Annotated in this window: 29 protein-coding genes; 16 read left to right on the top strand and 13 right to left on the bottom strand. The window is 69.7% G+C overall.

All coding sequences use genetic code 11. The annotated features are described in order from the left end of the window. Nucleotides 1–132: 132 nt before the first annotated feature. Nucleotides 133–438 carry a hypothetical protein gene (locus ACYVGQ_RS04075; protein ID WP_460783253.1) on the bottom strand — a complete coding sequence of 102 codons (306 nt, stop codon included), beginning with the start codon at nucleotides 436–438 and terminating at the stop codon, nucleotides 133–135. A 257-nt stretch (nucleotides 439–695) separates the two neighbouring features. Continuing rightward, entirely contained in the window at nucleotides 696–1,628 is a 933-nt protein-coding gene (locus ACYVGQ_RS04070) for an alpha/beta hydrolase (protein ID WP_460783252.1), read from the bottom strand. An 84-nt stretch (nucleotides 1,629–1,712) separates the two neighbouring features. Here ACYVGQ_RS04070 and ACYVGQ_RS04065 point away from each other — a divergent pair, with 84 nt between their 5' ends. Continuing rightward, nucleotides 1,713–2,201 (top strand): MarR family winged helix-turn-helix transcriptional regulator, encoded by a 489-nt coding sequence (locus ACYVGQ_RS04065; protein ID WP_460783251.1) that lies wholly within the window; start codon nucleotides 1,713–1,715, stop codon nucleotides 2,199–2,201. Continuing rightward, the gene (locus tag ACYVGQ_RS04060; protein ID WP_460783250.1) at nucleotides 2,198–2,704 is read left to right on the top strand and encodes a glutathione peroxidase; all 507 of its coding nucleotides are present in this window, start codon (nucleotides 2,198–2,200) and stop codon (nucleotides 2,702–2,704) included. Before ACYVGQ_RS04065 ends, ACYVGQ_RS04060 begins: the two co-directional genes overlap by 4 nt. A 24-nt stretch (nucleotides 2,705–2,728) precedes the next feature. On the opposite strand, the gene ACYVGQ_RS04055 is transcribed toward ACYVGQ_RS04060, so the two are convergent. Both ACYVGQ_RS04055 and ACYVGQ_RS04050 read right to left on the bottom strand, forming a co-directional pair. Continuing rightward, the gene (locus tag ACYVGQ_RS04055) at nucleotides 2,729–4,030 is read right to left on the bottom strand and encodes an ABC transporter permease (protein WP_460783249.1); all 1,302 of its coding nucleotides are present in this window, start codon (nucleotides 4,028–4,030) and stop codon (nucleotides 2,729–2,731) included. After that, nucleotides 4,027–4,728, bottom strand: coding sequence for an ABC transporter ATP-binding protein (locus tag ACYVGQ_RS04050; protein ID WP_460783247.1), 702 nt, complete (start codon nucleotides 4,726–4,728; stop codon nucleotides 4,027–4,029). The genes ACYVGQ_RS04055 and ACYVGQ_RS04050 overlap by 4 nt, the downstream gene beginning before the upstream one ends. A gap of 184 nt (nucleotides 4,729–4,912) precedes the next feature. Here ACYVGQ_RS04050 and ACYVGQ_RS04045 point away from each other — a divergent pair, with 184 nt between their 5' ends. The 7 genes from ACYVGQ_RS04045 to ACYVGQ_RS04015 all read left to right on the top strand — a co-directional run bounded on the left by ACYVGQ_RS04045 (nucleotide 4,913) and on the right by ACYVGQ_RS04015 (nucleotide 10,099). Next, the gene (locus ACYVGQ_RS04045) at nucleotides 4,913–6,094 is read left to right on the top strand and encodes a sensor histidine kinase (protein WP_460783246.1); all 1,182 of its coding nucleotides are present in this window, start codon (nucleotides 4,913–4,915) and stop codon (nucleotides 6,092–6,094) included. After that, a complete protein-coding gene (locus ACYVGQ_RS04040) occupies nucleotides 6,091–6,753 on the top strand; it encodes a response regulator (RefSeq protein WP_460783245.1) in 663 nt (220 codons plus the stop codon). The genes ACYVGQ_RS04045 and ACYVGQ_RS04040 overlap by 4 nt, the downstream gene beginning before the upstream one ends. A gap of 134 nt (nucleotides 6,754–6,887) precedes the next feature. Then, nucleotides 6,888–7,631: an SDR family oxidoreductase gene (locus tag ACYVGQ_RS04035; protein ID WP_460783244.1), complete on the top strand. Its 744-nt coding sequence runs from the start codon at nucleotides 6,888–6,890 to the stop codon at nucleotides 7,629–7,631. Nucleotides 7,632–7,699: 68 nt separating this feature from the next. Further along, a complete protein-coding gene (locus ACYVGQ_RS04030; RefSeq protein WP_460783243.1) occupies nucleotides 7,700–8,590 on the top strand; it encodes an SDR family oxidoreductase in 891 nt (296 codons plus the stop codon). 103 nt (nucleotides 8,591–8,693) lie between these two features. Next, nucleotides 8,694–9,017: a nuclear transport factor 2 family protein gene (locus tag ACYVGQ_RS04025; RefSeq protein ID WP_460783242.1), complete on the top strand. Its 324-nt coding sequence runs from the start codon at nucleotides 8,694–8,696 to the stop codon at nucleotides 9,015–9,017. A gap of 151 nt (nucleotides 9,018–9,168) precedes the next feature. After that, the gene (locus ACYVGQ_RS04020) at nucleotides 9,169–9,735 is read left to right on the top strand and encodes a TetR-like C-terminal domain-containing protein (RefSeq protein ID WP_460783240.1); all 567 of its coding nucleotides are present in this window, start codon (nucleotides 9,169–9,171) and stop codon (nucleotides 9,733–9,735) included. Nucleotide 9,736: 1 nt separating this feature from the next. Next, nucleotides 9,737–10,099, top strand: a complete 363-nt coding sequence (locus ACYVGQ_RS04015) for a response regulator (RefSeq protein ID WP_460783239.1) — start codon at nucleotides 9,737–9,739, stop codon at nucleotides 10,097–10,099. Nucleotides 10,100–10,150: 51 nt separating this feature from the next. Here ACYVGQ_RS04015 and ACYVGQ_RS04010 read toward each other — a convergent pair whose 3' ends face one another. Then, nucleotides 10,151–11,002 (bottom strand): helix-turn-helix transcriptional regulator, encoded by an 852-nt coding sequence (locus tag ACYVGQ_RS04010; RefSeq protein WP_460783238.1) that lies wholly within the window; start codon nucleotides 11,000–11,002, stop codon nucleotides 10,151–10,153. Nucleotides 11,003–11,104: 102 nt separating this feature from the next. Here ACYVGQ_RS04010 and ACYVGQ_RS04005 point away from each other — a divergent pair, with 102 nt between their 5' ends. From ACYVGQ_RS04005 to ACYVGQ_RS03990, 4 genes are all read left to right on the top strand, one after another. Continuing rightward, complete coding sequence (locus ACYVGQ_RS04005; RefSeq protein ID WP_460783237.1) at nucleotides 11,105–12,034, top strand: SDR family NAD(P)-dependent oxidoreductase; 930 nt, start codon at nucleotides 11,105–11,107, stop codon at nucleotides 12,032–12,034. A 143-nt stretch (nucleotides 12,035–12,177) separates the two neighbouring features. Then, the gene (locus ACYVGQ_RS04000) at nucleotides 12,178–12,804 is read left to right on the top strand and encodes a TetR/AcrR family transcriptional regulator (RefSeq protein WP_460783236.1); all 627 of its coding nucleotides are present in this window, start codon (nucleotides 12,178–12,180) and stop codon (nucleotides 12,802–12,804) included. Beyond that, a complete protein-coding gene (locus ACYVGQ_RS03995) occupies nucleotides 12,801–13,736 on the top strand; it encodes an alcohol dehydrogenase catalytic domain-containing protein (RefSeq protein ID WP_460783235.1) in 936 nt (311 codons plus the stop codon). The genes ACYVGQ_RS04000 and ACYVGQ_RS03995 overlap by 4 nt, the downstream gene beginning before the upstream one ends. Before the next feature lie 202 nt (nucleotides 13,737–13,938). Then, nucleotides 13,939–14,370, top strand: a complete 432-nt coding sequence (locus tag ACYVGQ_RS03990; RefSeq protein ID WP_460783234.1) for a hypothetical protein — start codon at nucleotides 13,939–13,941, stop codon at nucleotides 14,368–14,370. A 92-nt stretch (nucleotides 14,371–14,462) separates the two neighbouring features. Here ACYVGQ_RS03990 and ACYVGQ_RS03985 read toward each other — a convergent pair whose 3' ends face one another. From ACYVGQ_RS03985 to ACYVGQ_RS03975, 3 genes are read right to left on the bottom strand one after another with little or no spacing between them, the layout of a single operon-like run. Further along, a complete protein-coding gene (locus ACYVGQ_RS03985) occupies nucleotides 14,463–15,878 on the bottom strand; it encodes a dihydrolipoyl dehydrogenase family protein (RefSeq protein WP_460783233.1) in 1,416 nt (471 codons plus the stop codon). Further along, entirely contained in the window at nucleotides 15,875–16,441 is a 567-nt protein-coding gene (locus tag ACYVGQ_RS03980; RefSeq protein WP_460783232.1) for a DUF308 domain-containing protein, read from the bottom strand. Before ACYVGQ_RS03980 ends, ACYVGQ_RS03985 begins: the two co-directional genes overlap by 4 nt. Nucleotides 16,442–16,472: 31 nt before the next feature. Next, nucleotides 16,473–16,904: an organic hydroperoxide resistance protein gene (locus ACYVGQ_RS03975; protein ID WP_460783231.1), complete on the bottom strand. Its 432-nt coding sequence runs from the start codon at nucleotides 16,902–16,904 to the stop codon at nucleotides 16,473–16,475. 107 nt (nucleotides 16,905–17,011) lie between these two features. Between ACYVGQ_RS03975 and ACYVGQ_RS03970 the strand changes: the two genes are divergently transcribed. Together ACYVGQ_RS03970 and ACYVGQ_RS03965 are read left to right on the top strand one after the other, a co-directional pair. Beyond that, nucleotides 17,012–17,611 carry a TetR/AcrR family transcriptional regulator gene (locus ACYVGQ_RS03970; RefSeq protein ID WP_460783230.1) on the top strand — a complete coding sequence of 200 codons (600 nt, stop codon included), beginning with the start codon at nucleotides 17,012–17,014 and terminating at the stop codon, nucleotides 17,609–17,611. A gap of 72 nt (nucleotides 17,612–17,683) precedes the next feature. Beyond that, nucleotides 17,684–17,935, top strand: a complete 252-nt coding sequence (locus ACYVGQ_RS03965; RefSeq protein ID WP_460783229.1) for a hypothetical protein — start codon at nucleotides 17,684–17,686, stop codon at nucleotides 17,933–17,935. 149 nt (nucleotides 17,936–18,084) lie between these two features. On the opposite strand, the gene ACYVGQ_RS03960 is transcribed toward ACYVGQ_RS03965, so the two are convergent. From ACYVGQ_RS03960 to ACYVGQ_RS03940, 5 genes are all read right to left on the bottom strand, one after another. Next, nucleotides 18,085–19,164: a 3-deoxy-7-phosphoheptulonate synthase gene (locus tag ACYVGQ_RS03960; protein WP_460783228.1), complete on the bottom strand. Its 1,080-nt coding sequence runs from the start codon at nucleotides 19,162–19,164 to the stop codon at nucleotides 18,085–18,087. Between the two features lie 345 nt (nucleotides 19,165–19,509). Next, nucleotides 19,510–20,523 (bottom strand): LacI family DNA-binding transcriptional regulator, encoded by a 1,014-nt coding sequence (locus ACYVGQ_RS03955; protein WP_460783227.1) that lies wholly within the window; start codon nucleotides 20,521–20,523, stop codon nucleotides 19,510–19,512. A 127-nt stretch (nucleotides 20,524–20,650) separates the two neighbouring features. Next, a complete protein-coding gene (locus ACYVGQ_RS03950) occupies nucleotides 20,651–21,097 on the bottom strand; it encodes an iron chaperone (protein WP_460783225.1) in 447 nt (148 codons plus the stop codon). Between the two features lie 75 nt (nucleotides 21,098–21,172). Next, complete coding sequence (locus tag ACYVGQ_RS03945; protein ID WP_460783224.1) at nucleotides 21,173–22,141, bottom strand: acetylxylan esterase; 969 nt, start codon at nucleotides 22,139–22,141, stop codon at nucleotides 21,173–21,175. Between the two features lie 10 nt (nucleotides 22,142–22,151). Further along, complete coding sequence (locus ACYVGQ_RS03940; protein WP_460783223.1) at nucleotides 22,152–23,117, bottom strand: acetylxylan esterase; 966 nt, start codon at nucleotides 23,115–23,117, stop codon at nucleotides 22,152–22,154. Nucleotides 23,118–23,191: 74 nt separating this feature from the next. Here ACYVGQ_RS03940 and ACYVGQ_RS03935 point away from each other — a divergent pair, with 74 nt between their 5' ends. Continuing rightward, a complete protein-coding gene (locus tag ACYVGQ_RS03935; protein WP_460783222.1) occupies nucleotides 23,192–24,322 on the top strand; it encodes an aminotransferase class V-fold PLP-dependent enzyme in 1,131 nt (376 codons plus the stop codon). Nucleotides 24,323–24,349 lie beyond the last annotated feature (27 nt).

The raw sequence follows: 24,349 nt of genomic DNA, 5'->3' as shown, positions 1-24,349 counted from the left end.
AAGGCTCAGATATGCGCGTTCGAGTGAAATGTTACGAGCAGGCTGGTGGACTTGCTGGAGAGCAGGTCGATTTCGCCGTCGCACTTTCCCTCTGGGTCGCTCCGACCGTAAATGTGGACGTCTACAATCAGGTCAAGACCCAGGTCGAGACTCGCGTAGCGATTCGACCGCAGTAGCTGAGGCACGTCGACGGGAACGCCCGCCGATACCAGGTCGAATAGTCACACCCGCGGTCTGGAGTCTCGTCCGCATCGTGCCCGCGGAGACTCCCCACCTCTGGCCGACTCGTGCGAGTGATGCGCCGTCCTCATACATGCGGGCCGCATCCGCTAGCTGGGCGAGTGTGAGTTGTGTTCTGGGTTGCGCCGCCCCTGCCTCGTAGAGCACCTTTCGGACCTTGCGTCGGTCGATCTCCAGATCGGCCGCAATGTCCTTCATCGGCACACCCTCACGGAACCGCGACACGATGACCTTCAGTTCCTCAGACGTCAGTTCGCGACGGGTCCGGTACTCAGCTACCAGGCCACGCTGGTCCTCTGATTCTCGTCTTGGACCCTGGGCCAAGCGTCCTCGACGGACACGTCGCACCTCTCTGACCAGGCGTTTTGGAGTCGTCCCGGTGTTTGAACTTCTTCGCGTAGCCTCCACCGGACCGGAATCCTGTGTCGACCGCCATGTCGCGGTCATCTTTCTTCTCAGGCACGCGATCGGGTGGCGTCAGCGAGCCATTCGCGGGCGGTGTCGACGAATTCGCGGACCACGGGTGCCTCAGGTGCGAGGCTTTCGAAGCCGTGCGGGGCACCGGCGAGGACATCCAGTTGGACCGGTACGCCGGCGTCGCGGAGGCGGCGGGCGTACACGGTGTCCTCACGGTGGAAGAGGTCGATGTCGCCGACGCCGACCCAGGTGGGCGGGAGTCCGGTGAGGTCTTCTCGGCGTGCGGGCGCGGCTTCAGCGGGGACGGCGTCGCTGCCCGGCTCGGCGATGCCGCGGAGGTATGCGGTCCAGCCGATGCGGTTGCTGACGTTGTTCCACACGTAGTGATCGATACCGTCCAGCGCGCTGTCCGCAGCGGTGCGGTCGTCGATCATCGGGTAGAGCAGCCACTGCGCGATGGGTTGAGTTTCCCCGTTGTCGTGGAGAGCATGGACGAGCGCGGCGGCGAGCCCGGCTCCGGCGCTCCCGCCGCCGACGGCGATGCGGTCGGGATCGATGCCGAGCGCGGCGACGTTGCGAAGCAGCCACTCCCATACCGCGCGGCAGTCCTCGACCGGGGTCGGGTAGGGATGCTCCGGAGCGAGACGGTAGTCGGCCGAGGCGATCGTGATCCCGAGCCTCGCCGCCGTCTCGGCGCAGAACCGGTCGTCCTGCCGTGGTGCGCCGATGACCATGCCGCCGCCGTGGATCCACAGCAGCGCGGCCCCCGTCGCCCCCTCGGGCGTGTACAGGCGCAGCCGCGCGTCGCCCTCTCGGACATCGCGGACGACAACACCGGGCACGTGGGCGCGCGGCAGCAGATAGCGCGACCCGAGCCGCGCGACGGCGCGCATGAACCGGCTCCCGACGTCGAGCTTCGGAGCGTTCCGCGCCATACCCTGCAGCTGAGGGTGCACCTGTTCAATGTCCATCGGTCCTCCCGGCTCGGCGATCGTCGATGAGGTCTTCGCGGGATAAGTCTTGCATGCAAGATAAAATCGGACAAGGATGGGTCCATGACCACGACGGAGCTTCACGACAGCCGCATGAGCGAGGCGGTCTGCCTGGCCCTGTACTCGGCGATGAATGCGACGGTGCAGCTGTATCGAGACCTGCTCAGCCCCTGGGGGCTGACCTACCAGCAGCTCATGGTCCTCGGCGTGCTCTGGGAGGGGAGCGAGGCCACCCCTGGGCGCATAGCCGAGGTGCTGATGCTGGACTCCAGCACCGTGGCCGGGCTGCTCAAGCGCCTCGAGGCCGCCGGCCTCGTTCAGCGCGGGGCCGACCCGGAGGACCACCGCCGTGTTCGCGTCACGGCCACCGAGGCAAGCCGACAGATCGCCGAAGAGCTGGGCTGGTTGGAGGCGTGCCTCGCCGAGGCCATCGGCCTCGACCGCGCGCACGCCCACGATCTCGTCGGACGTCTTCACGCGCTGCGCGAATCCGTCGTCGGATACCGTCGCCCGAGCATCCTCGCCGGGCAGAGGGAAGGAACAGGGAAATGAATCTGGATCAGATCGAGATCACGACCCTGCGCGGGGAGCCGACCACTTTCGGCGAACTCCGCGACGGCCGGGTCGTCCTCGTGGTGAACGTCGCCTCCCGTTGCGGGCTCGCGCCGCAATACGAGCAGCTGGAGGCCCTGCAGCGAGAATACGGCGATCGAGGGTTCACGGTGATCGGCTTCCCCAGCAACCAGTTCCTTCAGGAGCGCGGCGATGCCCAGGCGATCGCGGAGTACTGCTCCGCCACCTGGGGCGTGACATTCCCCATGACCGAGAAGGTCAAGCTCAACGGCAAGGGAGCTCATCCGCTCTATCGTGCGCTCACTCAGACGCCGGACAGCGAGGGCAAGGCCGGACGTGTGACCTGGAACTTCGAGAAGTTCCTCGTGCACGCCGACGGTCGCATCAAGCGATTCCGCCCGACCACGCCGCCCGACGCTCCCGAGATCATTCAGACCATCCGGGAATGGACCGCCGCGCCAGCGGATCCACCGACGAGCTGATGCGGCGGTCCCTCCCCGGATCGTCTACTCGTATCGAAGGGATTCCACCGGATCGGCTTTCGCCGCCCTCGCGGCGGGGAAGGTGCCGGCGACGAAGGCGATGACCATGATCAGCAGAATGGTGCCGGCGATGGAGACCGGATCGAACGCGATCAGGGTGAGGCCGGGGAGATCGGCGAGCAATCCGCCGGAGAGAGCTGCGCTGATGCCCGTGCCGGCGAGCATTGCGGCGCCTGCTCCGAGGGCGGCTCCGAGGAAGCCGAGGAACGCGGCTTCGAGGCTGAAGAGGCTGAACACGCGTCCTGATCCCATTCCCATCGCTTTCATGAGCCCGATCTCGCGGGTGCGTTCCTGCACGGACATGTAGAGCGTGTTCACGATCCCGAACGCCGCGGCGAGAAGGGCGATGATCGCGAACGCGTTGAGGACGAGAACGATGGCGTCGATCACGGTGGTGATCATGCCGAGCTGGTCGGCGATCGTGGTCCCGGTGAAGCCCTCATCGGCAAGCGCATCCTTGATGACCTGAATCTCCTCGTCGGTGGCATCCGGGTCGAACCAGGCGGTTGCGGACGAGTACCGGTCGGCTTGGTCTTCGGGGAGCCCGGTGGATTGTGCGGCGAAGAGGGCGTCGGTGAGGGCGTCGTTGGTGAGGATGCTGGAGCCGGTGGGGCTGGCAAGTGCTTCTTCGGTGACACCGGTGACGGTGGCTTCGAAGGTGTGCTGGGTGCGTTCGGCGTCGGTGATGGCGATGGTCACCGTCTGCCCGAGCGCGTCGTCCGCGTCGGAGAAGCCGAGCGGGTCGACATAGGCGTCGGGGAGCGCGACCTGCAGGTCGGTGGCGTCATGGTCCGGTTCTGCGCCGGCGGCGAGGACGGTGGTCTGCCCGGGGACGAGGCTGCCCACGGACGCGACGTACTTCGTGCCGCTGTCGAACTGGATGAAGTCCGGGCTGATGGTGCGGATGGCATCGACGGACAGCACGCCGTCGACGTTCTCGATCGTCTCGATGTCGTCGGGGGTGAGTGCGGTGACGGTCATACCGGGGATGCCGGTGGAGACCGCGTCCGGATCGTACTCGCGGGGCTCTGAGCCTCCGGCGAGCGGGTCCGTGGCGTCTTCGGCGGCCCGGGTGACAGTCATGGCGTCGGATGCTCCGACGCCCGAGACGGTGTCGTCGATGTAGTTGTTGATCCCGGTGCCGAGACCGCTGGTCAGAGTGAGGGTGAATGCTCCGACGAAGATCGCGAGGATCGTCAGGATCGTGCGGGTCCTGGAGCGGAAGGTGTTGCCGACGGCGGTACCGATCAGGTCGAGAGCGTTCATGCGGCCACCTCCTTGCGGGCGTCTTCCACGATCAGGCCGTCGCGGATGAGGATGCGTCGGTCGCATCGCGCGGCGAGGTCTTCGTCGTGGGTCACGACGATCAGGGTGATTCCGTGTTCCCGGTTGAGGGTGAACAGGATGTCCTCGACGATGCCGCCGGTGCTCGTGTCGAGATTTCCGGTGGGTTCGTCGGCGAAGATGATGCGCGGGTTGTTCACCAGGGCGCGGGCGATCACGACCCGCTGCTTCTGACCACCGGAGAGGGCGAGGGCCCTGTTCTTCGCCTTGTCGGCGAGGTCCAGCTGCTCGAGGGCGGCGAGGCCGCGGCGTCGACGTTCTGCGCGGCCGGTACCGGCGATCTTCATCGGCAGGACCACGTTCTCCAGCACCGTGTCCTTCCCCGTGAGGAAGAACTGCTGGAACACGAACCCGAAGGTCTTGTTCCTGGTCCTGTTCAGCCGTCGCCCGCGCAAGGTCGACGTGTCGACTCCCTCCAGCGTGACGGACCCCTCGCTGGGGGCGTCGAGGAGCGCGAGGACATGCATCAGGGTGGACTTCCCGGACCCTGACTTCCCGACGATCGCGACGGACTCGCCCTCGGCGATGTCGAAGCTCACCCCCTTGAGCGCATCGAAGCGGCTCTGGCCTCGACCGTAGGACTTGTGCACGTCCTTGACCTGGAGGATCGGGGTACTCATGACGGGGTTCTCCCTGCTGTGCGCTGCGGAGACCGCAGGCGTGACGGATGGACGATTCCAGCCTCCAGCGCGAACCGCGGCCCCGCGTCCCGCCGGCGCGGACACTCGCATACCGCGATCGCGGTATCCGTACATGCCACGTCCGGTTGATCCGTCGTCCGCCGCCGCCCGGCACACTGGATGGATGAGGACCCCGTTCGGCGCCGCCGCCCCTCCCGCTGGGGTGCAGCCGCGTGCGCCCTGGTGGCTTTCGGATGTGCTGCTGACCGTGGTCATCGTTGCGGCTCCGTTCGCCCCATCCCCGGTCAGGGAGTTCGCCCCGACCGGCACGGCAGGGTGGGTGCTGTCCCTGATTCCGATCGTCGTTCTGCCCTGGCGACGTCGTTGGCCGATCGCCGTGCTGCTGGCGCTCTTGGCGGTGTTCGCGGCGGCCGCGTTCACCGGGACACTCTCGCCGGGAGCGGGGCTCGCGGTCTCTGCGGCGATGTTCCAGGTCACCGTCCGCGGTCCGCGACGGCGCGCGTTGATCGTGGCGGCGTGCGTCGTGCCCGGCATCGTGCTTCTGAGCCTGCCGGCGGTGTGGGGCAGCGTCTTCGACCCGCGAGTGCTGCAGTTCGGGCTCGTGGTCGCCTTCGCTGCCGCTGCAGGCGACGGGCTGCGTTCACGACGGGAGTACGTGCTCGCGATCATGGAGCGTGCAGAGCGCGCCGAGCAGACTCGGGAGGCCGAGGCGCGGCGGCGGGTCACCGAGGAGCGCTTGAAGATAGCCCGTGACCTGCATGACACCGTCGCCCACCAGATCGCTGTCATCAACCTCAATGCCGGCGTCGCCTCGTCCGCGATCGACATCCGTCCCGAGAAGGTCGAGCAGGCGCTGGCCACGATCCGCGCGGCCGGCCGGGCGGTGCTCGGCGAGATCGGGGACCTCCTGGCGATGCTGCGCTCCGATGATGACCCGGACACCGCGCCGCAGCCCGGTGTCGACCGGCTCGACGATCTGCTGGCGCAGTTCCGGACGGTGGGTATGGAGGCGACGCTCCGCACCGAGGGAGACCTCGTCGCCGTGGACGGTGCGCCGGGACGAGTCGTCTACCGGGTCGTTCAGGAGGCTCTCACCAATGCCCATAAGCACGGCGCAGAGCACCGTGCTCACGTCCTGATCGTCGTCGCCGAGGAGGTTACTGTGATCATCACGAATCCGGTGGGGGATCAGCCGGAGAGGGACGCCGGACCCCCCTCCGGTTTCGGGCTGACCGGATTGCGCGAGCGCATCGCGGTCGTCCGCGGCTCGCTGGAGGCCGGGTCGACGCCCGGCGGGTGGAAGCTGACCGCCCGCATCCCGCTCGCGAAGGAGGCGAGCCGATGATCCGCGTGCTCGTCGCGGACGATCAGGCTCTCATCCGGCAGGCGGTGACGGACATCCTCGAGAATCAGGGCGGCATCACCGTGGTCGGACAGGCGCGGGATGGCCGCGAGGCGATCGCGCTGACCGCGGAGCGGACCCCGGACGTCGTGGTGATGGACATCCGGATGCCCGAGCGGGACGGGATCGCGGCGACCGCCGCGATCTGTGGTGATCCGGCCACCGCTCGCGCCAAGGTGCTCATCCTGACCACCTTCGAGGAGGATGAATACGTCGTCACCGCGATGCGTGCCGGCGCGAGCGGTTTCATCGGCAAGGGAGCCGAGCCCGACGATATCGTCCGCGCCGTTCGCGCGGTCCATGCCGGCGACTCGCTGCTTTCCGCGACGGCCACCAGGGCCCTCATCGCCCGCCACGTCGTCCGTGCCCCTGACAGAGACGTGAACGCGGTGTTGGATCAGCTCACGGTTCGGGAGCGTGAGGTTCTCCTCATGGTCGCCCGCGGGCGCAGCAATCAGGACATCGCAGACGAGCTGTTCATCTCCCCGCACACCGCGAAGACCCATGTCAATCGGATCATGACCAAGCTGCACGCCCACGACCGTGCCCAACTGGTGATCGTCGCCTACGAGACCGGCCTGCTGATACCGGGAACGGCCTAGCGCGTAGAGCCCCTGCCGGTCGTCGCGAGTGTCGAGGCGAGGGCGCCTCTCCGCCGCGAGGAGATATAGACAAATCGTCCATTTCATGATTATATGGACGAATCGTTCACATTAACTCCTTTGGAGGAACTCCCATGAGCACCATCTCGACCACCGGTCGCGTCGCCCTCGTCACAGGCGGCAGCGGAGGGATCGGCCAGGCTGTCGTCGAACGGCTCGCCGCCGACGGCTACGCCCTCGCCGTGCACTACGCCGGCAACAAGGCGAAGGCCGATGCCGTCGTCGCGACGATCACCGCTGCGGGCGGCCAGGCGATCGTGGTCGGCGGCGATGTCGCGGACGAGGTCGCGATGGCGGCGGCGTTCGATCGGACGGAGGAGGCCTTCGGCGGCATCGACGTCGTGATCAACACCGCGGGGATCATGATCCTCTCGCCGGTCGCGACCCTGAGCCTCGACGACCTCGATCGGATGCACCGCACGAATATCCGCGGCGCCTTCGTGATCTCGCAGCTCGCCGCCAACCGCGTGCGCTCGGGCGGCGCGATCATCAACTTCTCCACCTCCGTGAAGAAGCTCGCCCTCCCCGGCTACGCCGCCTATGCCGCCTCCAAGGGCGCGGTCGACGCGATCAACCTGATCCTGGCGAAGGAACTGCGCGGCAAGGACATCACCGTGAACGCCGTGGCGCCCGGTCCCACGGCGACGCCGCTGTTCCTCGAGGGCAAGGACGAGGAGACCATCGACCGGATGGCGAAGATGAACCCGATCGAGCGCCTCGGCACCCCCGAGGACATCGCCGAGGTCACCGCCTTCCTCGCCGGCCCCGCCCGCTGGGTCAACGGCCAGACCGTCTACGTCAACGGCGGCATGATCTGACCCGCCAACGCGCGTACGCACGACCAGGCCAGCCACGAGCAACAGCAAAGTCTCAGGAGAACCAGATCATGAGCAGAATCGTCGTCATCACGGGTGCCTCGAGCGGCTTCGGGGCCCTCACGGCCCGTGCCCTCGCGAGGACCGGGAACACCGTCTACGCAGGGATGCGGGAGACCGCCGGTCGCAATGCGGCCCAGGTCCAGGCCGCGACCGACTACGCCACCGAGAACGACGTCGACCTGCGCGTCGTCGAGATGGATGTCAACTCCCAGGAGTCCGTCGACGCCGCCATCGCCCAGGTGATCGCCGAACACGGCCGGATCGACGTCCTGATCCACAACGCCGGACACATGGTCACGGGCCCCGCCGAGGCCTTCACGCCCGAGCAGCTCGCCGAGCTCTACAACGTCAACGTGCTCTCCACCCAACGGGTCAACCGTGCGGCGCTCCCGCACCTGCGCAACGCCGGCAAGGGCCTCGTGCTGTGGGTCTCGAGCTCGAGCGTCAAAGGCGGCACGCCGCCGTACCTCGCTCCGTACTTCGCCGCGAAGGCCGGTATGGATTCCCTCGCTGTCTCGTACGCCGCCGAGCTGGCTCGCTGGGGCGTGGAGACGAGCATCGTCGTCCCCGGATCCTTCACGAGCGGCACCAACCATTTCGCGCACTCCGGTCATCCGGTCGATGCCGCGGTCGAGACCGAGTACGAGGCGAAGTATCCGGGTCTGATCGAGCAGGTCGCCGGCAAGCTGGCCGCCCTCGCCCCCGAGGGTGCGGACGCGTCGCTGGTCTCCGACGAGATCGCCCGCATCGTCGCCCTCCCCGAGGGCGAGCGTCCGTATCGGGTGCACATCGACCCGGCGAACGACGGATCCGCGGAGGTCTCCGAGGTCGCCGACCGCATCCGCCGCGAGTTCCTCGCGCGCGTCGACCTGGCCGATCTGCTCAGCGTCGCCCGGTGACACCCGCAGGCCGGAGAGGGCGCACGTCATCCTCTCCGGCCAGCGCCATCCGCTCCACCGTCGCCGTCCGGGCGTCGGCCCCTCAGAGACAGGAAACGCAGACATGACCGACATCGCCCTTCCCGCAGCCATCCGCACCTTCATCGACGCCACGAACGCCGGGGACTCCGAGGCGTTCGCGGACGCCTTCACCTCCGATGCCACGCTCGATGACTGGGGGCGCGAGTTCCACGGTCGCAACGGCGTCCGCGCGTGGGATCGCACGGACAACATCGGCGTGAACGCCCACTTCGACCTCGTCTCCGCCGAGACCGACGGCGATGTGCACGTCGTCACCCTCACGGTGTCGGGAGACGGCTACAACGGCACAGGGCCGATGCGCTTCGAGCTCCGCGACGGCCTCATCGCTCGGCTCACGATCAGCTGAGGCGCGAGCGGACACCCTTCCCTAGACTGTTCACACGAGCGCCCCGGCGCCGCTACCCAGGAACCCGCACCTCATGTCGACCGCTCTTCCCCCATCGAGTCCCCTCGCCCCGCAGCGCAATCGCGGTCGCGGTCGAAGACCAGCGGACGAAGTGCGCTCCGACGTCCTGCGCACCGTCGGGGAGATGCTCCTGCAGGAGGGCCTCGCCGATCTGACCTTCGAGCGCATCGCACGCGCGTCGGCGGTCAGCAAGACGACGCTGTACAAGTGGTGGCCCTCCGTCGGTGCTCTGGCGCTCGACGGCTACTTCCATGCCGTCGAGGACACCCTCGCGTTCCCCGACACCGGCGATATCCGTGCCGATATCACCACGCAGCTCCACCATTTCGTCGACTTGATGACCACGACACCGGCAGGGCGGCTCCTCATCGAGTTGATCGGCCGGTCCCAGACCGATCCCGTCCTCGCCTCCGAGTACCGCCGGCTGTACTCCTCGGGGCGACGAGAACTCGCCGTCATCCGACTGGGTCGGGCACAGGAGGCCGGACAGATCCGTGCGGGAGTCCGCGTGGACATCCTCGTCGATCAGCTCTGGGGAGCGGTCTACCATCGGCTGCTCGTCCCCGATGAGCCCGTCGATGCGGCCTTCGCCGACGGGCTCATCGAGAACCTCTTCAGCGGCATCGGCCGAGACAGCGACTCCCCTGCACGCAGTTGACGTGGAGAGCGCCATCGTGGCCTTCGTCGCGTGCCCGCCCGAGTTCGCGCTGGTCGATCTCCACCTGCCCGACGGTGACGGCATCGGGCTTGCCCGGCGACTGCTCCGAGCCGGGATCCCCACACGGATCGTGCTCACCTCCACCGACGTCGACTCCCTGCCGAAGGAGGCGGTGAAGGGAACGCACGTCTGTGCGGTCGTCTCCAAAGAGAAACTCGCCGAAGAAGACCTCGGCGATCTTGTGCACGGTTCTCGATCACGAGGAATGTACTGTACGTACAGTTTAGTTAGTGCTCTTGTACCACTTCCGAGGCGGCACACGGCACCCCCGTCGAAGAGCCGATACGGCGCTCGCCTCGTCTAGGCCCCATCGCCGAGTGATTCCACGGAGTAGCCCCCGCCTCCGCGCCGCAGGCTACGCCGTCTCGTCGACGACCGTCTGAGTGCCGAGGACGATGGCGAGCGAGAGGCGTTCCGCATCCTCGCTTCCCGGCTCGGCCGAATAGATCATGATGCGGAGATCCTCCTCGGCGACGATGAGCGTGTCGCAGTCGAGGGCGATCCGCCCGGCGCCGGCGTGCTCGACGAACTTGCGACGGCTGCGTTCCGGGGGACGGACGAGATCGGGGGAGTTCCAGAGCTCGGCGAAGCGGGGGCTCGCACGGTCGAGGTCGGCGATCAGCTTGCGGACGCGCGGATCATGCGGATACCTCGCCGCCGTGAGGCGAAGATCGGCGACGATCCCGATCGTCTGCTGCTCGCGTTCGCTCTCGCTGAGAGCGGCGAGAGGGCCGGGGCCGACGACGTTGCGCCAGACGCCGTTGCGCTCGATCCCACGCCACGAACCCGATCCGCTGATCGCCTCGTACGCGGGGTTGGCGGTGATGATGTTCCACATCGCGTCGTAGACGACGATCGGATTGCCGGTGAGCCGGTCGAGCAGGCGCTGCACGCTCGGCGGGATGCGGTGGGAGACGACACCGGCGCCCGGGACGGACTGGCCGGCGAGGAGGAACATCAGCTCTCGTTCGGCGTCGCCGAGCCGCAGGGCACGAGCGAGCGCCTCGATCACCTGGATGGACGGCGACGTGGCGCGCCCCTGCTCGATCCGCGTCAGATAGTCGACGGAGATGCCGGACAGAGCCGCCAGCTCTTCCCGCCGCAGTCCGGCCGCCCGCCGTCGCCCGCCGGCGGGCACCCCGACCGCATCCGGTCTCACCCGGTCGCGCCAGCGGCGCACCGACTGTCCGAGATCTGCGTCCGTCATGACTCCATTCTGCGCCGCAGGCGGTCGGCGTGTCCTGGCCCTGGCATTCCTACGACAAGCCGACGACTGGCTGTCTCCCGGCGCGGGATCGAGGCTGGACGCATGACCGCAACGATTCCAGGCACCGTCCTCATCACCGGCCCCACCGGCAGTCTCGGCCGCGAGGCGACCATGGCCATGGCCCGCCGTCCCGTCGCAGACCGTCCGGATCTGCTGCTGCTCGGACGGCCGGGAAGCGCGCTCGACTCCGTCCTCGCCGAGACGCGGGCGGAGGGAGCGAACGCCTTCGCGCTCGGCGCCGATCTCGGGAGCATCTCCGAGGTCAGAGCCGCAGCGTCTCGGGCGCGCGAGCTCGTCGCCGACGGCGGGGTTCGGCCTCTCCGCGCGCTCATCGCCAACGCCGGCGTGACCGGCAGCGTCACGGGTGCGGTGACCGCGGATGGATACGAGCGCACGTTCGCCGTCAACCATCTCGCCCATGCGGCGCTCATCCAGGATCTCCTCGACACCTTCGAGGCTCCGGCGCGCATCGTGCTCATCGGCTCGAACACGTACTACGAGAACGTGTGGCGGCGGATGCTCGGCGTCGCCCCGTCGCAGTGGCGGGATCCGCTCGAGCTCGCGGCGCCGGAGGCGGCGCCGCACGACCTCCGGACCGCGGGCGTCGCCTACTCGAATTCGAAGCTCGCGGTCCTCTACTACGCACACGAACTCCAGCGTCGGGCGCCCGAGGGCGTGAACGTCTCGGTCTTCGAACCCGGTTGGATGCCGTCCACCGGCCTCTCCCGTGAGATGCCGGCCGGCGTCCGGCGGATCATGGGCGTGGTGGGCAGCATGCCGGGTGCGTCGTCGCCGCGGACATCGGGCCCGCTTCTCGCATCGGTGGCGCTCGACCCGCAGTGGTCCGCTCTTCGCGACGGCGCCTTCGTCGTGAAGACGAAGGAGAGGGATGTGGAGCCCTTCGCCGTCGACCGCGTGCGGGAGGCGCGACTCTGGGCGGCGACGGCGGAGCTCATCGCGCGCGCGAGCTAGTTGTTCTTCGCCGTGAGGTTGTGAACGCGGGCTGAGGGGACTTGGCCGCCGACTCCGGTGCGGGGTCGATGGTGGTCGTGAGGGAGCCGCCAGTTAAGTAACAGGTGTTGATTATCTTCCCCGCGACGCCTATCGTCGAAGACGTGGTCGATGCACGGATCGAGGCGACGCGGAGAAGGCTGCGCGAGGCGATCCTCGGCCTCGCCGCCGTGAAGGACGTCGCGTCGATCAGCGTCGCCGAGCTGACCCGCGCCGCCGGCATAGAGCGCACCACCTTCTACGCGCACGCGGCTTCGCCGACCGAGCTGCTCATCGGTCTCCTGAGCGAGGAGCTCGATCCGTTGCGCGAGGCTGTCGAGCGGACGCTCGATGAGGCGCCGGGAACGCTGGCCGTCGTCGGCGCGCAGCTCAATGCCCGCCTGGTCGACCACGTCGAGCGGCACGCGGCGATCTACGCAGACCGCGGCGACGGCCGGATCAACTCGGCGTTGTACACGGCGCTCAGCGAGCACACCCGCACCGCCTTGGCGCATGTCATCGACCATCTCGGCGACCCGGGCGACCCGGATGAGCGGCGCTATCTCGCCGCCTTCGTCGGATTCGGTGTGGTGGGAGCCATCGCCACATGGCTGGCCGAGCCCGAGCCGCGCGACCGCTCCCGGCTGGAGCGCGCGATCGGTCTCGTCTACAGCAACTGGCTGATTCCCGCCAGCGGCACCTACGTCTCGCCGAGACGCGGCGAGCCCGAGATCGAAGGAGAACGACCATGAAAGCCTGGCGCCTCACCGCCGCTCACGAGCCGCTCGTGCTCACCGACGTGCCGGAGCCCGAGGCGGGCCCCGGCGAGGTCGTCATCGACGTCAAGGCCGCGAGCCTGTGCCACAGCGATGTCGGGTTCCTCGACGGCACGCTGACCGGAATCCTCGGCTTCACGCCCATCACGCTGGGTCATGAGATCGCCGGAGTGATCTCGGAAGTCGGCGAGGGGGTCACCGGCGTCGCGGTCGGCGACCGGGTCGGCGTGCCGACCGCGTTCGGCGGGCCCGGCCAGGCGATCGACGGCGGCTTCGCGGAGAAGGTCAAGGTCGGCGCCGACTGGGTGCTCCCGCTGCCCGCTGCAGTGCCCTTCGAGCAGGCGGCACCCGCGACCGATGCCGGCATGACGGCCTATCACGCGCTCAAGCTCGGAAAGGTCGGCCGTGGCACCAAGCTCGGCATCATCGGTGCCGGGGGCCTCGGCTCGCTCGCGATCCAGTTCGCCGTCGGACTGGGCGCCGAGGTCCACGTCGCCGAGATCAACGAGGCCGTCTGGAGCGCCGCCAAGGAGTACGGCGCCGCGGCCGTCGCCAAGGACATCACGGAGTTCGCGGAGGCCGGACTCGACGTGATCGTCGACTACGCCGGATTCGGCACGACGCTCGCCGGCGCCATCGACGTGATCGCCCCGAAGGGCATCGTCGTCCAGGTCGGGCTCGGCAAGGAGCGCGCCGACATCTCCGCCCAGAACATCGTGTTCAAGGAGCTGACCGTCCTGGGATCCTCGGCCGGCACCCACGAGGACTGCGCCGCCGTGCTCGATCTGATCGCCGCAGGCAAGGCCTCCTCCATCCTCAACCCCATCGGCTTCGAGGAGATCGGGGAAGCGGTCGCGCAGCTCGAGCGGGGCGGCGTCGTCGGCAGGTTCGTGGCCGTCCGCGACTGAGCGCGGCAGGCGCGATCGCCGCTTCGCCGCCGTCGATGAGGACGGGGTTCCGGGCGATCGCCGTCCAGCCGACGGCGACCCGGCGCCGCTGCGTGAGCGCGTCGCATGAGTGACGCCGTCCTCTCCCGGGAGCCGTCCTTCTCCCGGCGCACACGGCGACGAGGGGAGAAGGGCCCGACCCGCATCGGCATAGGGTCGGATCATGATCACCACCGGCCGGATCGCCGAGCGGATGCAGGGCGACAGGCTCCCGCTGCTCACGCTCTCCGAATTCTTCGACGACAACGCCGAGGAGGATTCGCTCGCCCCGAACCAGTGGGGGCTCGGTCGTCCGCCGCTCGCCGAGATCGCGGTGCGTCTGCGCCTCTTGGAGGAGGATGCCGACGTCGCGTGGGTCCGTGTCGAACTGCACTTCGACACGGCAGTCGATGAGCCAGACGGCCGGGTGTGGGCTGAGTCCATCGCGATCTGCACGAAGGCATCGGTCGCGGAGCTGGAGTCGCGTGTCGGCGCGGAGGAGCTGCGCAGCGACGGAGTGGTCTCCAAGGGACGAGGTCCGGAGGAACTGGACGGGCTCTGCGCGATCCCCGAGGTGCCGGTCGATCACCGCATCCTGTTCCTGGTGTGGGACTGAACGCCCGGCGCCTCGGATCGGACCGGGTTACGAGGGACGGCCCCGGGCCGCCTGCATGCGCCCGGGGCCGTCCCCCCTCCTGCCCGTGAACCTCAGCTCGGACGGCCGTAGGCCTCGAGGAGCCGGAGCCAGATCTCGCTGATCGTCGGATACGCGGGCACGGCATGCCAGAGCCGGTCCATCGACACCTCGCCGACGATCGCGATGGTCGCCGAGTGCAGGAGCTCGGCGACGTCCTGGCCGACGAACGTGGCGCCGACGATCACGCCGCGGGCCTCGTCGACGACGAGCTTGGCGCGTCCCGTGTACCCGTCGGCGTGGAGCTTCGCCCCGGCGACCCATCCGAGGTCGTATTCCACGGCCCGGACGTCGATCCCCTGTTCGCGCGCCGCGGACTCCGTGAGTCCCACGGCGGCGACCTCCGGGTCGGAGAACACGACGCGGGGCACCGCACCGTGATCGGCCGAGGCCGCGTGCTGTCCCCACAGCCCGCCGTCGACGATCGACCCGTTGTGCCGCGCGGCGATCGCCTCGCCCGCCGCGCGCGCCTGGTACTTGCCCTGGTGCGTGAGCAGCGCCCGCCCGTTCACGTCGCCGACAGCGTAGAGCCAGTCCGTGCCCTCGGCGAGCATCGTGTCGTCCACCGTCAGCGGTCCCTCGAGGCCGACGTCCTCGAGGTCCAGGCCGTCGGTGTTCGGACGCCGTCCCGTGGAGACCAGCAGCTCCTCCGCATGCAGCTCCGAACCGTCGTCGAGAACGACCGTGACGATCCCCTTCTCGTCACGGTCGACCCGCGCGGGCGATGCGCCGATGCGGACGTCGACGCCCTCCTCCGCGAGCGCGGCGGCGAGGTGCTCTCCGACAAAGGGCTCTTCGCGATCCAGCAGCCGGCCGCGCGAGAGCACGGTGACCTGCGAACCGAGCGAGGAGAACGCGAAGGCGAGCTCCGTCCCCGCCACGCCGCCGCCGAGGACGATGAGCCGCCCGGGGACGTGGTCCGCGGCCGTGGCCTCCCGCGTCCCCCAGGGCGCGGCGTCGACGAGGCCGGGGATCCCTGGCAGTGTGGGGACGGAGCCGGTCGCCAGGACGACCGCCTTCGCCGAGAAGACGCGCTCCCCGACCTGCACCCGGTGGGCTCCGACGAGGCGGCCGCGGCCTCGGATCAGGTCGATGCCGGCGGAGTCGAGCCAGGCGACCTGTCCGTCGTCCTTCCAGCCGTCGGTGAACCCCGTCCGGCGGCTGAGGACGGCGGCGGCGTCGATCGCACCCGTCACCGCCTCCCGCGCGCCGGCGAGGCGCCGCGCCGCGCCGATGGCGTGCCCGCTGCGCAGGAGCGCCTTGGAGGGCATGCACGCCCAGTACGAGCATTCGCCTCCGACCAGCTCGGACTCCACGATGGCCACCCGGACGCCGCGCTTGGTCGCGTAGTCCGCGACGTTCTCGCCGACGGGTCCGCCGCCGATCACGATGAGGTCGTAGTCGTGCTCCCTCGTCTCGTCGGTGGTCATGCCGTCCTCTTCCGCAGCACGAGGCTCAACCGGATCGCGGAGATCAGGAAGAAGACACCGCCCAGGGTCGCGTAGCCCGCCGGCCCGGTGATCTCCCCGGCGCCCTGCAGCCCTTGGACCAGGAAGGCGGATCCGGCGAGCACCGAGATCCCGCCGCTGAGCATCTGGGGCACCTGGCCGCCGGAGCGACGGTTGCGGATGGCGGTGATCAACTGCGGGATGCCGGAGCCGATGGCCCAGACGCCCCACACGACGAGCACCGCGGCGATCGAGACCGTCGACGCGATGCCGAGCGCGATCGCGACGGCGATGCTGACGACGACGTTGATCCACTCCGAGGCCTTCGAGCGGCTCGAATCGGGATCGGCGCGCAGCTGCCAGAGCACGGCGCCTGCGTCGAACAGCGGGTAGATCACCAGCAGCACGGTCAGGAGCGGGCCGCCCATGGACGCGGTGGCGAACACGAGTCCGGCCCAGACGACGGCGAAGGCGAAGCGGATGAAGTAGAGGCGGCGGAGCGCCCTGCGGTAGGTGGACGAGGGGATCGTCTCGGACGAGGTCATGATGTGTTCTCTCTTCTCTGTGCTGGCCGCGTCAGGAGACGGTGGTCTCGAGGGTCACGGGCACGTTGCCGCGGGTGGCGACCGAGTAGGGGCACACCTCGTGTGCGGCGGACGTCAGGCCCTCGGCAGTCTCGAGGTCGAGGCCGCTGCCGACGTGCACGTGCAGGGCGGCTTCGAGAGCGAAGCCGCCCGCCTGGTTCGGGACGATCGAGACCTCGGCGGCGACGGCGGAGTCGGTCAGCCGGATCTTCCGCTGCGAGGCGACGAGCTTGAGCGCCGAGTGGAAGCAGGACGACCATCCGGCCGCGAACAGCTGCTCCGGATTGGTCGCGCCGCCGGGACCTCCCATCGAGGCGGGGATGGCGAGGGTGACGTCGAGCAGGCCGTCGTCGGTCACGGCGCGGCCTCCGGCGCGGCCGTCGCCGGTCGAGGTCGCCGTCGTGGTGTACAGGGGTGCGGACATGGTGTCTCCTTGGATGTCGTGATGTAGAGTTACTAGTACGTCTACATAGAGGAACCTAGACTGTTTTCAGCGCTGGCGCAACCAGCCCGACGATCGGAGCAGAGTCCATGCACGCCGAGACCACCGCGTCCGCTACCCGCAGCACTTCGGGGTCGGCGACGCGCGCGCGCATCCTCGCCGCGGCGAACGAGCTGTTCTACGCCCACGGCATCCGCGCCACGAGCGCCGATCGCGTCATCGAGCAGGTCGGCATCACGAAGGTCACCTTCTACCGTCACTTCCGCACGAAGAGCGACCTCGTCGTCGCCTATCTCCAGGAGCAGGCGGCCACGGAGCGCGCCTGGATGCAGAGCGTGCGTCGCGCCGGCGATCCGGTGGGCTCGCTGCGCGCGCTCGCCGAGGGGATCGGCGCCGCGAGCTGCACGCCGGGCTTCCGGGGGTGCGCCTTCATCAACGCGGCGGCGGAGTTCTCGGACGAGGAGGATCCGGTCCGGCTCGCGGTCGACGCGCACCGTCGATGGATGCTCGAGGAGTTCGCGGACATCGCCGCCGAGGCGCGCGCAGAGGACGTCGGCTCCGCCGCGCGCCAGCTCATGATCGTGCGCGACGGGGCGATGGTGAACGGCTACCTCGGCGAGTCCTCCTCCGTGGCCGGGGCGATCGGGTCCGCGTTCGTCGCCATCGTCGCCGGACGCGAACGCTCCTGAGGGCCTCGCCTCCCGGGATGGGGCGTCGCGCCCTCGTAGGATCGGAGGGTGCTGATCGGTCTCATGCGTCCCGTGGAAACCACCTCCGTCGCGATCGAGGCCACCGACCTCGCCGACGTGCAGATCCAGCTGGCCGGGCACCGTCCCGAGGGGTTCGACCTCATCTCCGCGCCGGTCGAGATGATCAAGGGCGCCGCCGTCCTCAAGGCGGTCGGGACGTTCGCCCGCCGGGATCACGTCACCGAGATCCAGGCGGACGACATGGACGCGCTGCACGCCAAGGTCCCGGAGGGCTGGCAGCTGCTGAACGTCCGCTCTGCGTGACCGTCCGCCCCGCGTTCTGCCTCCTCGAACGGGTCGCGCCCCGCGTTCGCCGCACTTCCGAACGGGAGGAGATCGCGCGATCGGGAGGAGGAAGGCGCCCATCTGCGCCTCCCGATCATGCGAAAGCCTCCGGAACGGTCGTCGGGGACCTAGCGCCGGGCCGTGCGTCGCCTGCGCACACCCTCCGCGAGCTCGGCCAGCGCGGTGGCGGAGGCATCCCATCCCATGCACGCGTCCGTGACGCTCTGTCCGTACACGAGCCCGCCCGGTCCCTGAGCGACGTCGAGCCGCTGCGCGCCCGGGACGAGGTTGCTCTCCAGCATGACCCCGGCGACGGCGCGGCCGTCGGCGGCGATCTGCGCGGCCAGCTCCCGAGCCACCTCCGCCTGGCGCAGATGATCCTTGCCGCTGTTGCCGTGGCTCGCGTCGACGACGAGCCGGGCCGCGAGGCCGGCGGCCGCCAGCCGCTCCGCCGCCCGCTCCACATGGTCCGCGGCGTAGTTCGGCCCGTCCGAGCCGCCGCGCAGGATGACCGAGGTGTCCGGGTTGCCGGTCGTGGTGACCAGGCTCGCCCTGCCGTCGGCGCCGATGCCGAGGAACGCCTGCGGCGCGGAGGCGGCCGATGCGGCATCCAGCGCCACCTGCAGGCCGCCGTCCGTGCCGTTCTTGAACCCGATGGGCATCGAGAGGCCGGACGCGAGCTGCCGATGGATCTGGCTCTCGGTCGTGCGCGCCCCGATGGCCCCCCACGTGACGAGGTCGGCGGTGTACTGCGGGCTGATCGGTTCGAGGAACTCCGTGGCGCACGGCATCCCCAGTGCCGTGACGTCCCGCAGGAACGCCCGCGCCATCCGGAGGCCGGCCGCGATGTCGTGGCTGCCGTCGAGGTGCGGGTCGTTGATGAGCCCCTTCCAGCCGACCGTGGTGCGCGGCTTCTCGAAGTAGGTGCGCATGAGGATGAGCAGATCGTCGCGGTGGCGCTCCGCCTCGAGGGTCAGGCGTCCGGCGTACTCGAGTCCCGCCTCCACGTCGTGGATCGAGCACGGGCCGGCGATGACGAGCAGCCGGTCGTCCTCACCGGTCATGATCGCGCGGACCTCGTCGCGCGTGCGGGAGACGAGGGTCGCTCGTTCATCGCCGACCGGGAGCTCGGCCGCGACCTCGCCGGGCGAGGGGAGGGTGGTGAAGCCCGCGACGTGCAGGTCGGCGGTGGCGTCGATGGTGTCCATGGGTCCTGTCCTGGTGAGGGGCGGACCCGCGCAGAGCCCGCCGAAACGGCGAAAGCCAGAGCGAATGCTCTGGCTTGTCGGCTCTGAAGGATGTCGGTGCGCGTCAGTGTCGCGACGGCTCCTCCAGAGCCGACTCGAAATACGCATACCAACGGTTGGTCATGAAGACGACCCTACCCCATGCCCGCGGGCGGCATGTCGTCGGAAAACGGAGGTCGTCGCGAGGGCACGCGGCGTGTCGGGCGCCGACCCGCCGTGCGGGGCGAGATCGATCCTGGAGATCCGACAAGGACAGGGCGGCGGGATATCGGACAGGGACGGGAGACGGCGGCGAGGAAGAGGGGGTCAGCGCTCCGTGGACGCCCGGGGGACGAGGTGCATGGGGAGCACCACGCGCTCGGCGGGACGCGTGCGATCCGACAGCCGGGCCATCGCGAGGCGCGCGGCCTGCCTGCCAAGCGCCTCGATGTCCCCGGTGACCACGGTGATCCCCAGCATCCTGGCCCACTCCACGTCGTCGAAGCCGATCACGGCGGGCCGGTCCGCCGGTGCGAGCGCGCCGACCTGCTCCCTCACGCCGAGCAGGATGCGGTTGTTGCCCGCCACGATCGCGGTCGGCGGATCCTCCTGCGCGAGCAGCTGCGCCGTCTGGGCACGGGCCGAGGCCGCATCGTGCGCGTCGGTGCGCAGGAGCGAGCGCCATTCCGGGCCGTCGGCGTCCAGGACGTCTCCCATCCCGCTCAGACGCTCGCGATAGGTGGGCAGCCAGCTGTAGTCGCCGATGAACGCGATCCGCCGGTGGCCGGCATCCCTCAGATGCTGCGCGGCGATGCGCCCCCCCGACCTGTTGTCGAACACGACCGAGTCCGCCGAGAGGTTCTCGGCGGGGCGGTCGACGAACACGATCGGAAGCCCGCGCGCCTGGAGCTGCGCGTAGCCGGAGTGGTCGGGCATCGCGGAGACCACGATGAGGGCCGTCGTCTGACGATCGGCGAGGTCCTGGCTCAGCCGCCACTCCTGATCGGCCGACTCCCGCGAGTTCGCCACGGAGAGATGGATGCCGTGCAGGCGGATCTCGTCCTCGATGGCCTGGGCGAGGGCGGAGTAGAACGGGTTCGTGAAGTCTCCGGTCACGAGGCCGATGGAGGCGGCGAGCCGTCCGCTGGCGAGCAGGCTCGCCGCCGCATTGCGCTGGTAGTCCAGTGCGGATGCCGCGGCCACGACCCGCGCTCGTGTCTCGTCGCTGACGTAGGACTCGCCGCCGAGCGCGCGCGAGGCCGTCTTCAGGCTCACCCCGGCCCGCTCCGCGACCTGGGCCAGTGTCGCCCGAGCGGGGGACTGCGCGTCGTGTGCGTTCATGATCTCCTCCGGGCGGCACGCCCATTATCCCGGGTGGGACGGATCGGCCGTGCACGACTCTTCCGTGTTCGGTGCGCCGGAAGGTCGCACCTCGCGTGGAGACCGATCGCCTCGACCCCGCGACGTCTCAGGAGGCGGCGCGCCGGACCCGCTCGGCGAGGAACGCCAGATCGGCGTCCGTCAGCTCGGTCACCGCATAGGCGGTCGGCCACACGGTCCCCTCGTCGAGGTTCGCGATCGTCTCGAAGCCGAAGGTGGCGTAGCGGACCTTGAACTTGGTGGCGGGCTGGAAGAAGCACAGCACCTTGCCGTCCTTCCCCCACGCCGGCATCCCGTAGTAGGTGCGGGGCACGAGATGCGGGGCGTTCTCGGTCACGAGCGCGTGCAGTCGCGCCGCGAGGGACCTGTCGGGCTCCGCCAGCTCCGCGATCTTGGCCAGGACCTCGGCCTCCCCCTCCGCGCGGATCTGCTCGGGGGTCCTCTTCGCACGGGATCGGGCGGCCTTGGCCTCCTTCACCTTGGCCTGCATGGCCTCGCGCTCCTCGGCGGTGAAGTTCTTCGTGTCGGACATCATGCTCCTCCTCAGGACGTGCCCTCAGCCTAGGGATGCTCCGCCTGGCTCTGCTTCTCGATTCCTGATCGATACGGCTCAGGCGAGCCGGTCGTCCGGCAGGGCGAAGAAGTCGAGGGTGTTCGTGAGGAACTGCGCGGCGGAGAGCTCCTCGACGGCGCCCTCCAGATGCCCGGATCCGCGCACCGTCAGACGCTTCGGGCCGCCCAGCGAGTGGAACACGGCGAACTGCCCTCGCGGGTCGACGGCGGGATCCAGGACTGCGGCGCCGACATGCACGGGGATGCGGATGCGCCGCGCGGCGATGGCCGCATCGAAGTAGTCGAGGACGGGGCGGGCCTCGGGATGGGAGCGCAGGTACTGGCGGACGGACTCGCCGCTGCCCGTGCCCCGTCGACTCAACCGGATCGGGTGGTGGCCGAAGCTCGGCACGTCCAGGGACGCCCGCCGGAACCGGTGGTCCCAGCCGAGCGCGAGCGCTCCCATGCCTCCGCCGAAGCTGCCCCCGACATAGTCGAGGGCGGCGGCGGTCTCCGGCACGGCGTCGATCAGCACGGTCGCGGCGCGCCAGAGGTCCGCCGCAGAGTAGCGGTGCGCATAGGTCTCGCGGCGCCGGATGCCGGCGACGACGTGCCGTGCGGCGAGGGCGGGGAAGCGACCGGGCGGGTTCGCCTCCTGCCCTGGTGCGACGGGGTAGATCGCCGCGGTCCCCGCGGTGAGCACGGCGAGGTCCGGTTCGATGCGCCCGCCGTAGCCGTGCCCGACGACGAGGCCGCGCTCGACGGCGCCCCGAGGGATCGCCAGCCAGGCGACGACCTGCTCGCCCGTCGACGAGGCGAACAGGATCCGGTCCACGCGGTGGGTCGCCGTCGGGGGCTCGGCCGAGACGGTCCGCCAGGCGACGGGCCCGGCGCCGAGCTCGGAGAACGTGTCCCGCCAGAAGGCGTCGAAGTCGTCCGGCTCCGCGAGCGCGGGCGGCGGCGTGAGCAGCTCCGGGAGCGAGTACTCCGTCAGCTCCTCCGGCAGGGCGGATGGCGAGGCGGTCACGATCCGGCTCTCAGACGGCGCCGAGGAGCTCGTCCAGGAAGGCGAACTGCCTGCGCTGCTGGACCCACTGCCCGCCTTCGTGGCCGTTGTACGGGTAGACCTCGATCTGCTTGCCGGCTCCGGCGTAGTGGTTGAACTGCGCGAACACGGTCGACGGCGGGCACACGGCGTCGCAGAGGGCGACCGAGTAGAGCGCCCTCGTCGTCGCCCTGGCGGCGAAGTTCAGGCCGTCGAAGTAGCTGAGCACGCGGAAGACGTCCTCCTCCTCGCCGCGGCGGGTCTGAAGGTAGCGGGCCAGTTCGTTGTACGGGCTCGCGTCCGTGATCTGCAGTGCCCTGCGGAAGTGGCTGAGGAACGGCACGTCGATCATCGCCCCGGCCAGACCTTCGCTGAGGGCCGCCGCGGCGACCGCGATCCCCCCGCCCTGGCTGATGCCGGAGACCACGACCTTCGCGGCGTCGACGGCGGGGTGGCTGCGCACGGCGTCCACCGCGAGAGCGGCGTCCGTGAAGATCCGGCGGTAGTAGTACGAATGCGCCTCCTCGATGCCGCTGGACATCTGGCCGGCGATGCGCGGGCCCGTCCCCACCGGATCCGCGGTCGCCGAGGCGCTCGATCCCGATCCCTGTCCGCGGCTGTCCATGATGAAGTGCGCGTATCCGGCGCTGGGGAGCATGGTCCACTGCTCCGGGACGCCGCGCCCGCCGCTGTAGCCGATGAACTGCACGACGGTGCCGCGGATCTCGCCCTGGGGACGGAGGAACCATCCCTTGACGGGGTGCCCGGCGAACCCGGGGAAGGTGACGTCCTCGACGAGGAGGTTCGTGAGCGGGGAGTCGACCCGGGCGAAGAGGGCCTCGCCGTGGCCGCGCGAGAAGGACAGCGTCTCGCGCCAGAAGTCGTCGAAGTCGTGCGGCTCCTCCCGCTCGGGGCGGTAGGAGCGGAGCCGGTCGAGGGGCATGTCGAACTGAGCCATGGATCGATTCTTTCGGAAATCGGCTTCCGGTGCGCGCTCCGCCGACGGCGTCCGCGTATGGGATGCTGGGGCGCATGACCCTGCCGCGCCCTGAGATCGATCCGGATGGCCTGCTGGAGTACTCCGTCGTCTTCACCGATCGCTCCCTGAACCACATGTCCGCCCGCTTCGTCGGCGTGATGCAGCAGACGCTGGAGATCCTGGAGAGCGCCTATGGCGCCCACACCGCTGCGATCGTGCCCGGCGGCGGCACCTACGCGATGGAAGCGGTCGCCCGCCAGCTCACCGGCGGCCGCCGCACCCTCGTCGTGCGCAACGGGCTCTTCTCGTATCGCTGGTCGCAGATCCTCGAGGCAGGCGGCATCAGCGACGACGTCACCGTCCTCACGGCGCGTCCGGAATCGGAGGGGGTCCAGGCGGCCTGGGCGCCCGCGCCGATCGGCGAGGTCACGGCGGCGATCCGCGGCCGTCGGCCGGAGGTGGTCTTCGCGCCGCATGTCGAGACCGCCGCCGGCATGATCCTTCCCGATGACTACGTGCGCGCGCTCGCCGAGGCCGTGCACGAGGTCGGCGGGCTCCTCGTGCTCGACTGCATCGCCTCGGGCGCGATGTGGGTCGACATGCAGGATCTCGGCGTGGACGTCCTGCTCAGCGCGCCGCAGAAGGGATGGAGCGGCTCTCCGTGCGCCGGGTTCGTGATGCTCGGCGAGGCGGGCGCGGATGCGGTCCGCACCCGCCCGACGTCGAGCTTCTCCCTCGACCTCCGCGCCTGGCTCGCGATCGCGGACGAGTACCGTGCGGGCCGGCCCGCATACCACGCCACGATGCCCACCGATCCGCTCGCGCACAATCTCGCGGCCATGGTCGAGACCCGCGACCGCGGCTTCGGGGCGCTCCGGACGGCCCAGCTCGAGCTGGGCTCGCAGGTCCGCTCCCTGCTCGCCGAGCAGGGACTCTCCTCGGTCGCGGCTCCCGATTTCGCCGCCCCGGGCGTCGTCGTCGTGCACACGGACGACGCCGCGCTGAGATCCGGAGCGGCGTTCAAGGCCGCCGGCCTGCAGGTCGCCGCCGGGGTGCCGCTGCACTGCGGGGAGGGGGCGGCATTCTCCACGTTCCGCGTGGGACTGTTCGGCCTCGACAAGCTCGGCGACGTCGACGGGACCGTCGACCGCCTCTCTGTCGCGCTGGAGGCGGTCCGCAGCTGAGGCGGTCCCGGCAGGCCTGCGGACCGC

It is taken from the genome of Microbacterium tumbae, from assembly GCF_054780175.1.
The sequence above is the reverse complement of the archived record's forward strand: the minus strand, read 5'-3'. Positions and strand labels throughout refer to the sequence as shown.

Excerpts from the sequence above, each read along its gene's own strand:
- ACYVGQ_RS04005 (WP_460783237.1), top strand. The coding sequence starts at position 11,105 with ATGACCGCAACGATTCCAGGCACCGTCCTCATCACCGGCCCCACCGGC.
- ACYVGQ_RS04045 (WP_460783246.1), top strand. The coding sequence starts at position 4,913 with ATGAGGACCCCGTTCGGCGCCGCCGCCCCTCCCGCTGGGGTGCAGCCG.
- ACYVGQ_RS04040 (WP_460783245.1), top strand. The coding sequence starts at position 6,091 with ATGATCCGCGTGCTCGTCGCGGACGATCAGGCTCTCATCCGGCAGGCG.
- ACYVGQ_RS03955 (WP_460783227.1), bottom strand. The coding sequence starts at position 20,523 with ATGAACGCACACGACGCGCAGTCCCCCGCTCGGGCGACACTGGCCCAG.
- ACYVGQ_RS04060 (WP_460783250.1), top strand. The coding sequence starts at position 2,198 with ATGAATCTGGATCAGATCGAGATCACGACCCTGCGCGGGGAGCCGACC.
- ACYVGQ_RS04065 (WP_460783251.1), top strand. The coding sequence starts at position 1,713 with ATGACCACGACGGAGCTTCACGACAGCCGCATGAGCGAGGCGGTCTGC.
- ACYVGQ_RS04075 (WP_460783253.1), bottom strand. The coding sequence starts at position 438 with ATGAAGGACATTGCGGCCGATCTGGAGATCGACCGACGCAAGGTCCGA.
- ACYVGQ_RS04030 (WP_460783243.1), top strand. The coding sequence starts at position 7,700 with ATGAGCAGAATCGTCGTCATCACGGGTGCCTCGAGCGGCTTCGGGGCC.
- ACYVGQ_RS04035 (WP_460783244.1), top strand. The coding sequence starts at position 6,888 with ATGAGCACCATCTCGACCACCGGTCGCGTCGCCCTCGTCACAGGCGGC.
- ACYVGQ_RS03990 (WP_460783234.1), top strand. The coding sequence starts at position 13,939 with ATGATCACCACCGGCCGGATCGCCGAGCGGATGCAGGGCGACAGGCTC.
- ACYVGQ_RS04055 (WP_460783249.1), bottom strand. The coding sequence starts at position 4,030 with ATGAACGCTCTCGACCTGATCGGTACCGCCGTCGGCAACACCTTCCGC.
- ACYVGQ_RS03940 (WP_460783223.1), bottom strand. The coding sequence starts at position 23,117 with ATGGCTCAGTTCGACATGCCCCTCGACCGGCTCCGCTCCTACCGCCCC.
- ACYVGQ_RS03935 (WP_460783222.1), top strand. The coding sequence starts at position 23,192 with ATGACCCTGCCGCGCCCTGAGATCGATCCGGATGGCCTGCTGGAGTAC.
- ACYVGQ_RS03960 (WP_460783228.1), bottom strand. The coding sequence starts at position 19,164 with ATGGACACCATCGACGCCACCGCCGACCTGCACGTCGCGGGCTTCACC.
- ACYVGQ_RS03970 (WP_460783230.1), top strand. The coding sequence starts at position 17,012 with ATGCACGCCGAGACCACCGCGTCCGCTACCCGCAGCACTTCGGGGTCG.
- ACYVGQ_RS04070 (WP_460783252.1), bottom strand. The coding sequence starts at position 1,628 with ATGGACATTGAACAGGTGCACCCTCAGCTGCAGGGTATGGCGCGGAAC.
- ACYVGQ_RS03980 (WP_460783232.1), bottom strand. The coding sequence starts at position 16,441 with ATGACCTCGTCCGAGACGATCCCCTCGTCCACCTACCGCAGGGCGCTC.
- ACYVGQ_RS03985 (WP_460783233.1), bottom strand. The coding sequence starts at position 15,878 with ATGACCACCGACGAGACGAGGGAGCACGACTACGACCTCATCGTGATC.
- ACYVGQ_RS03995 (WP_460783235.1), top strand. The coding sequence starts at position 12,801 with ATGAAAGCCTGGCGCCTCACCGCCGCTCACGAGCCGCTCGTGCTCACC.
- ACYVGQ_RS03950 (WP_460783225.1), bottom strand. The coding sequence starts at position 21,097 with ATGATGTCCGACACGAAGAACTTCACCGCCGAGGAGCGCGAGGCCATG.
- ACYVGQ_RS04010 (WP_460783238.1), bottom strand. The coding sequence starts at position 11,002 with ATGACGGACGCAGATCTCGGACAGTCGGTGCGCCGCTGGCGCGACCGG.
- ACYVGQ_RS04025 (WP_460783242.1), top strand. The coding sequence starts at position 8,694 with ATGACCGACATCGCCCTTCCCGCAGCCATCCGCACCTTCATCGACGCC.
- ACYVGQ_RS04050 (WP_460783247.1), bottom strand. The coding sequence starts at position 4,728 with ATGAGTACCCCGATCCTCCAGGTCAAGGACGTGCACAAGTCCTACGGT.
- ACYVGQ_RS03975 (WP_460783231.1), bottom strand. The coding sequence starts at position 16,904 with ATGTCCGCACCCCTGTACACCACGACGGCGACCTCGACCGGCGACGGC.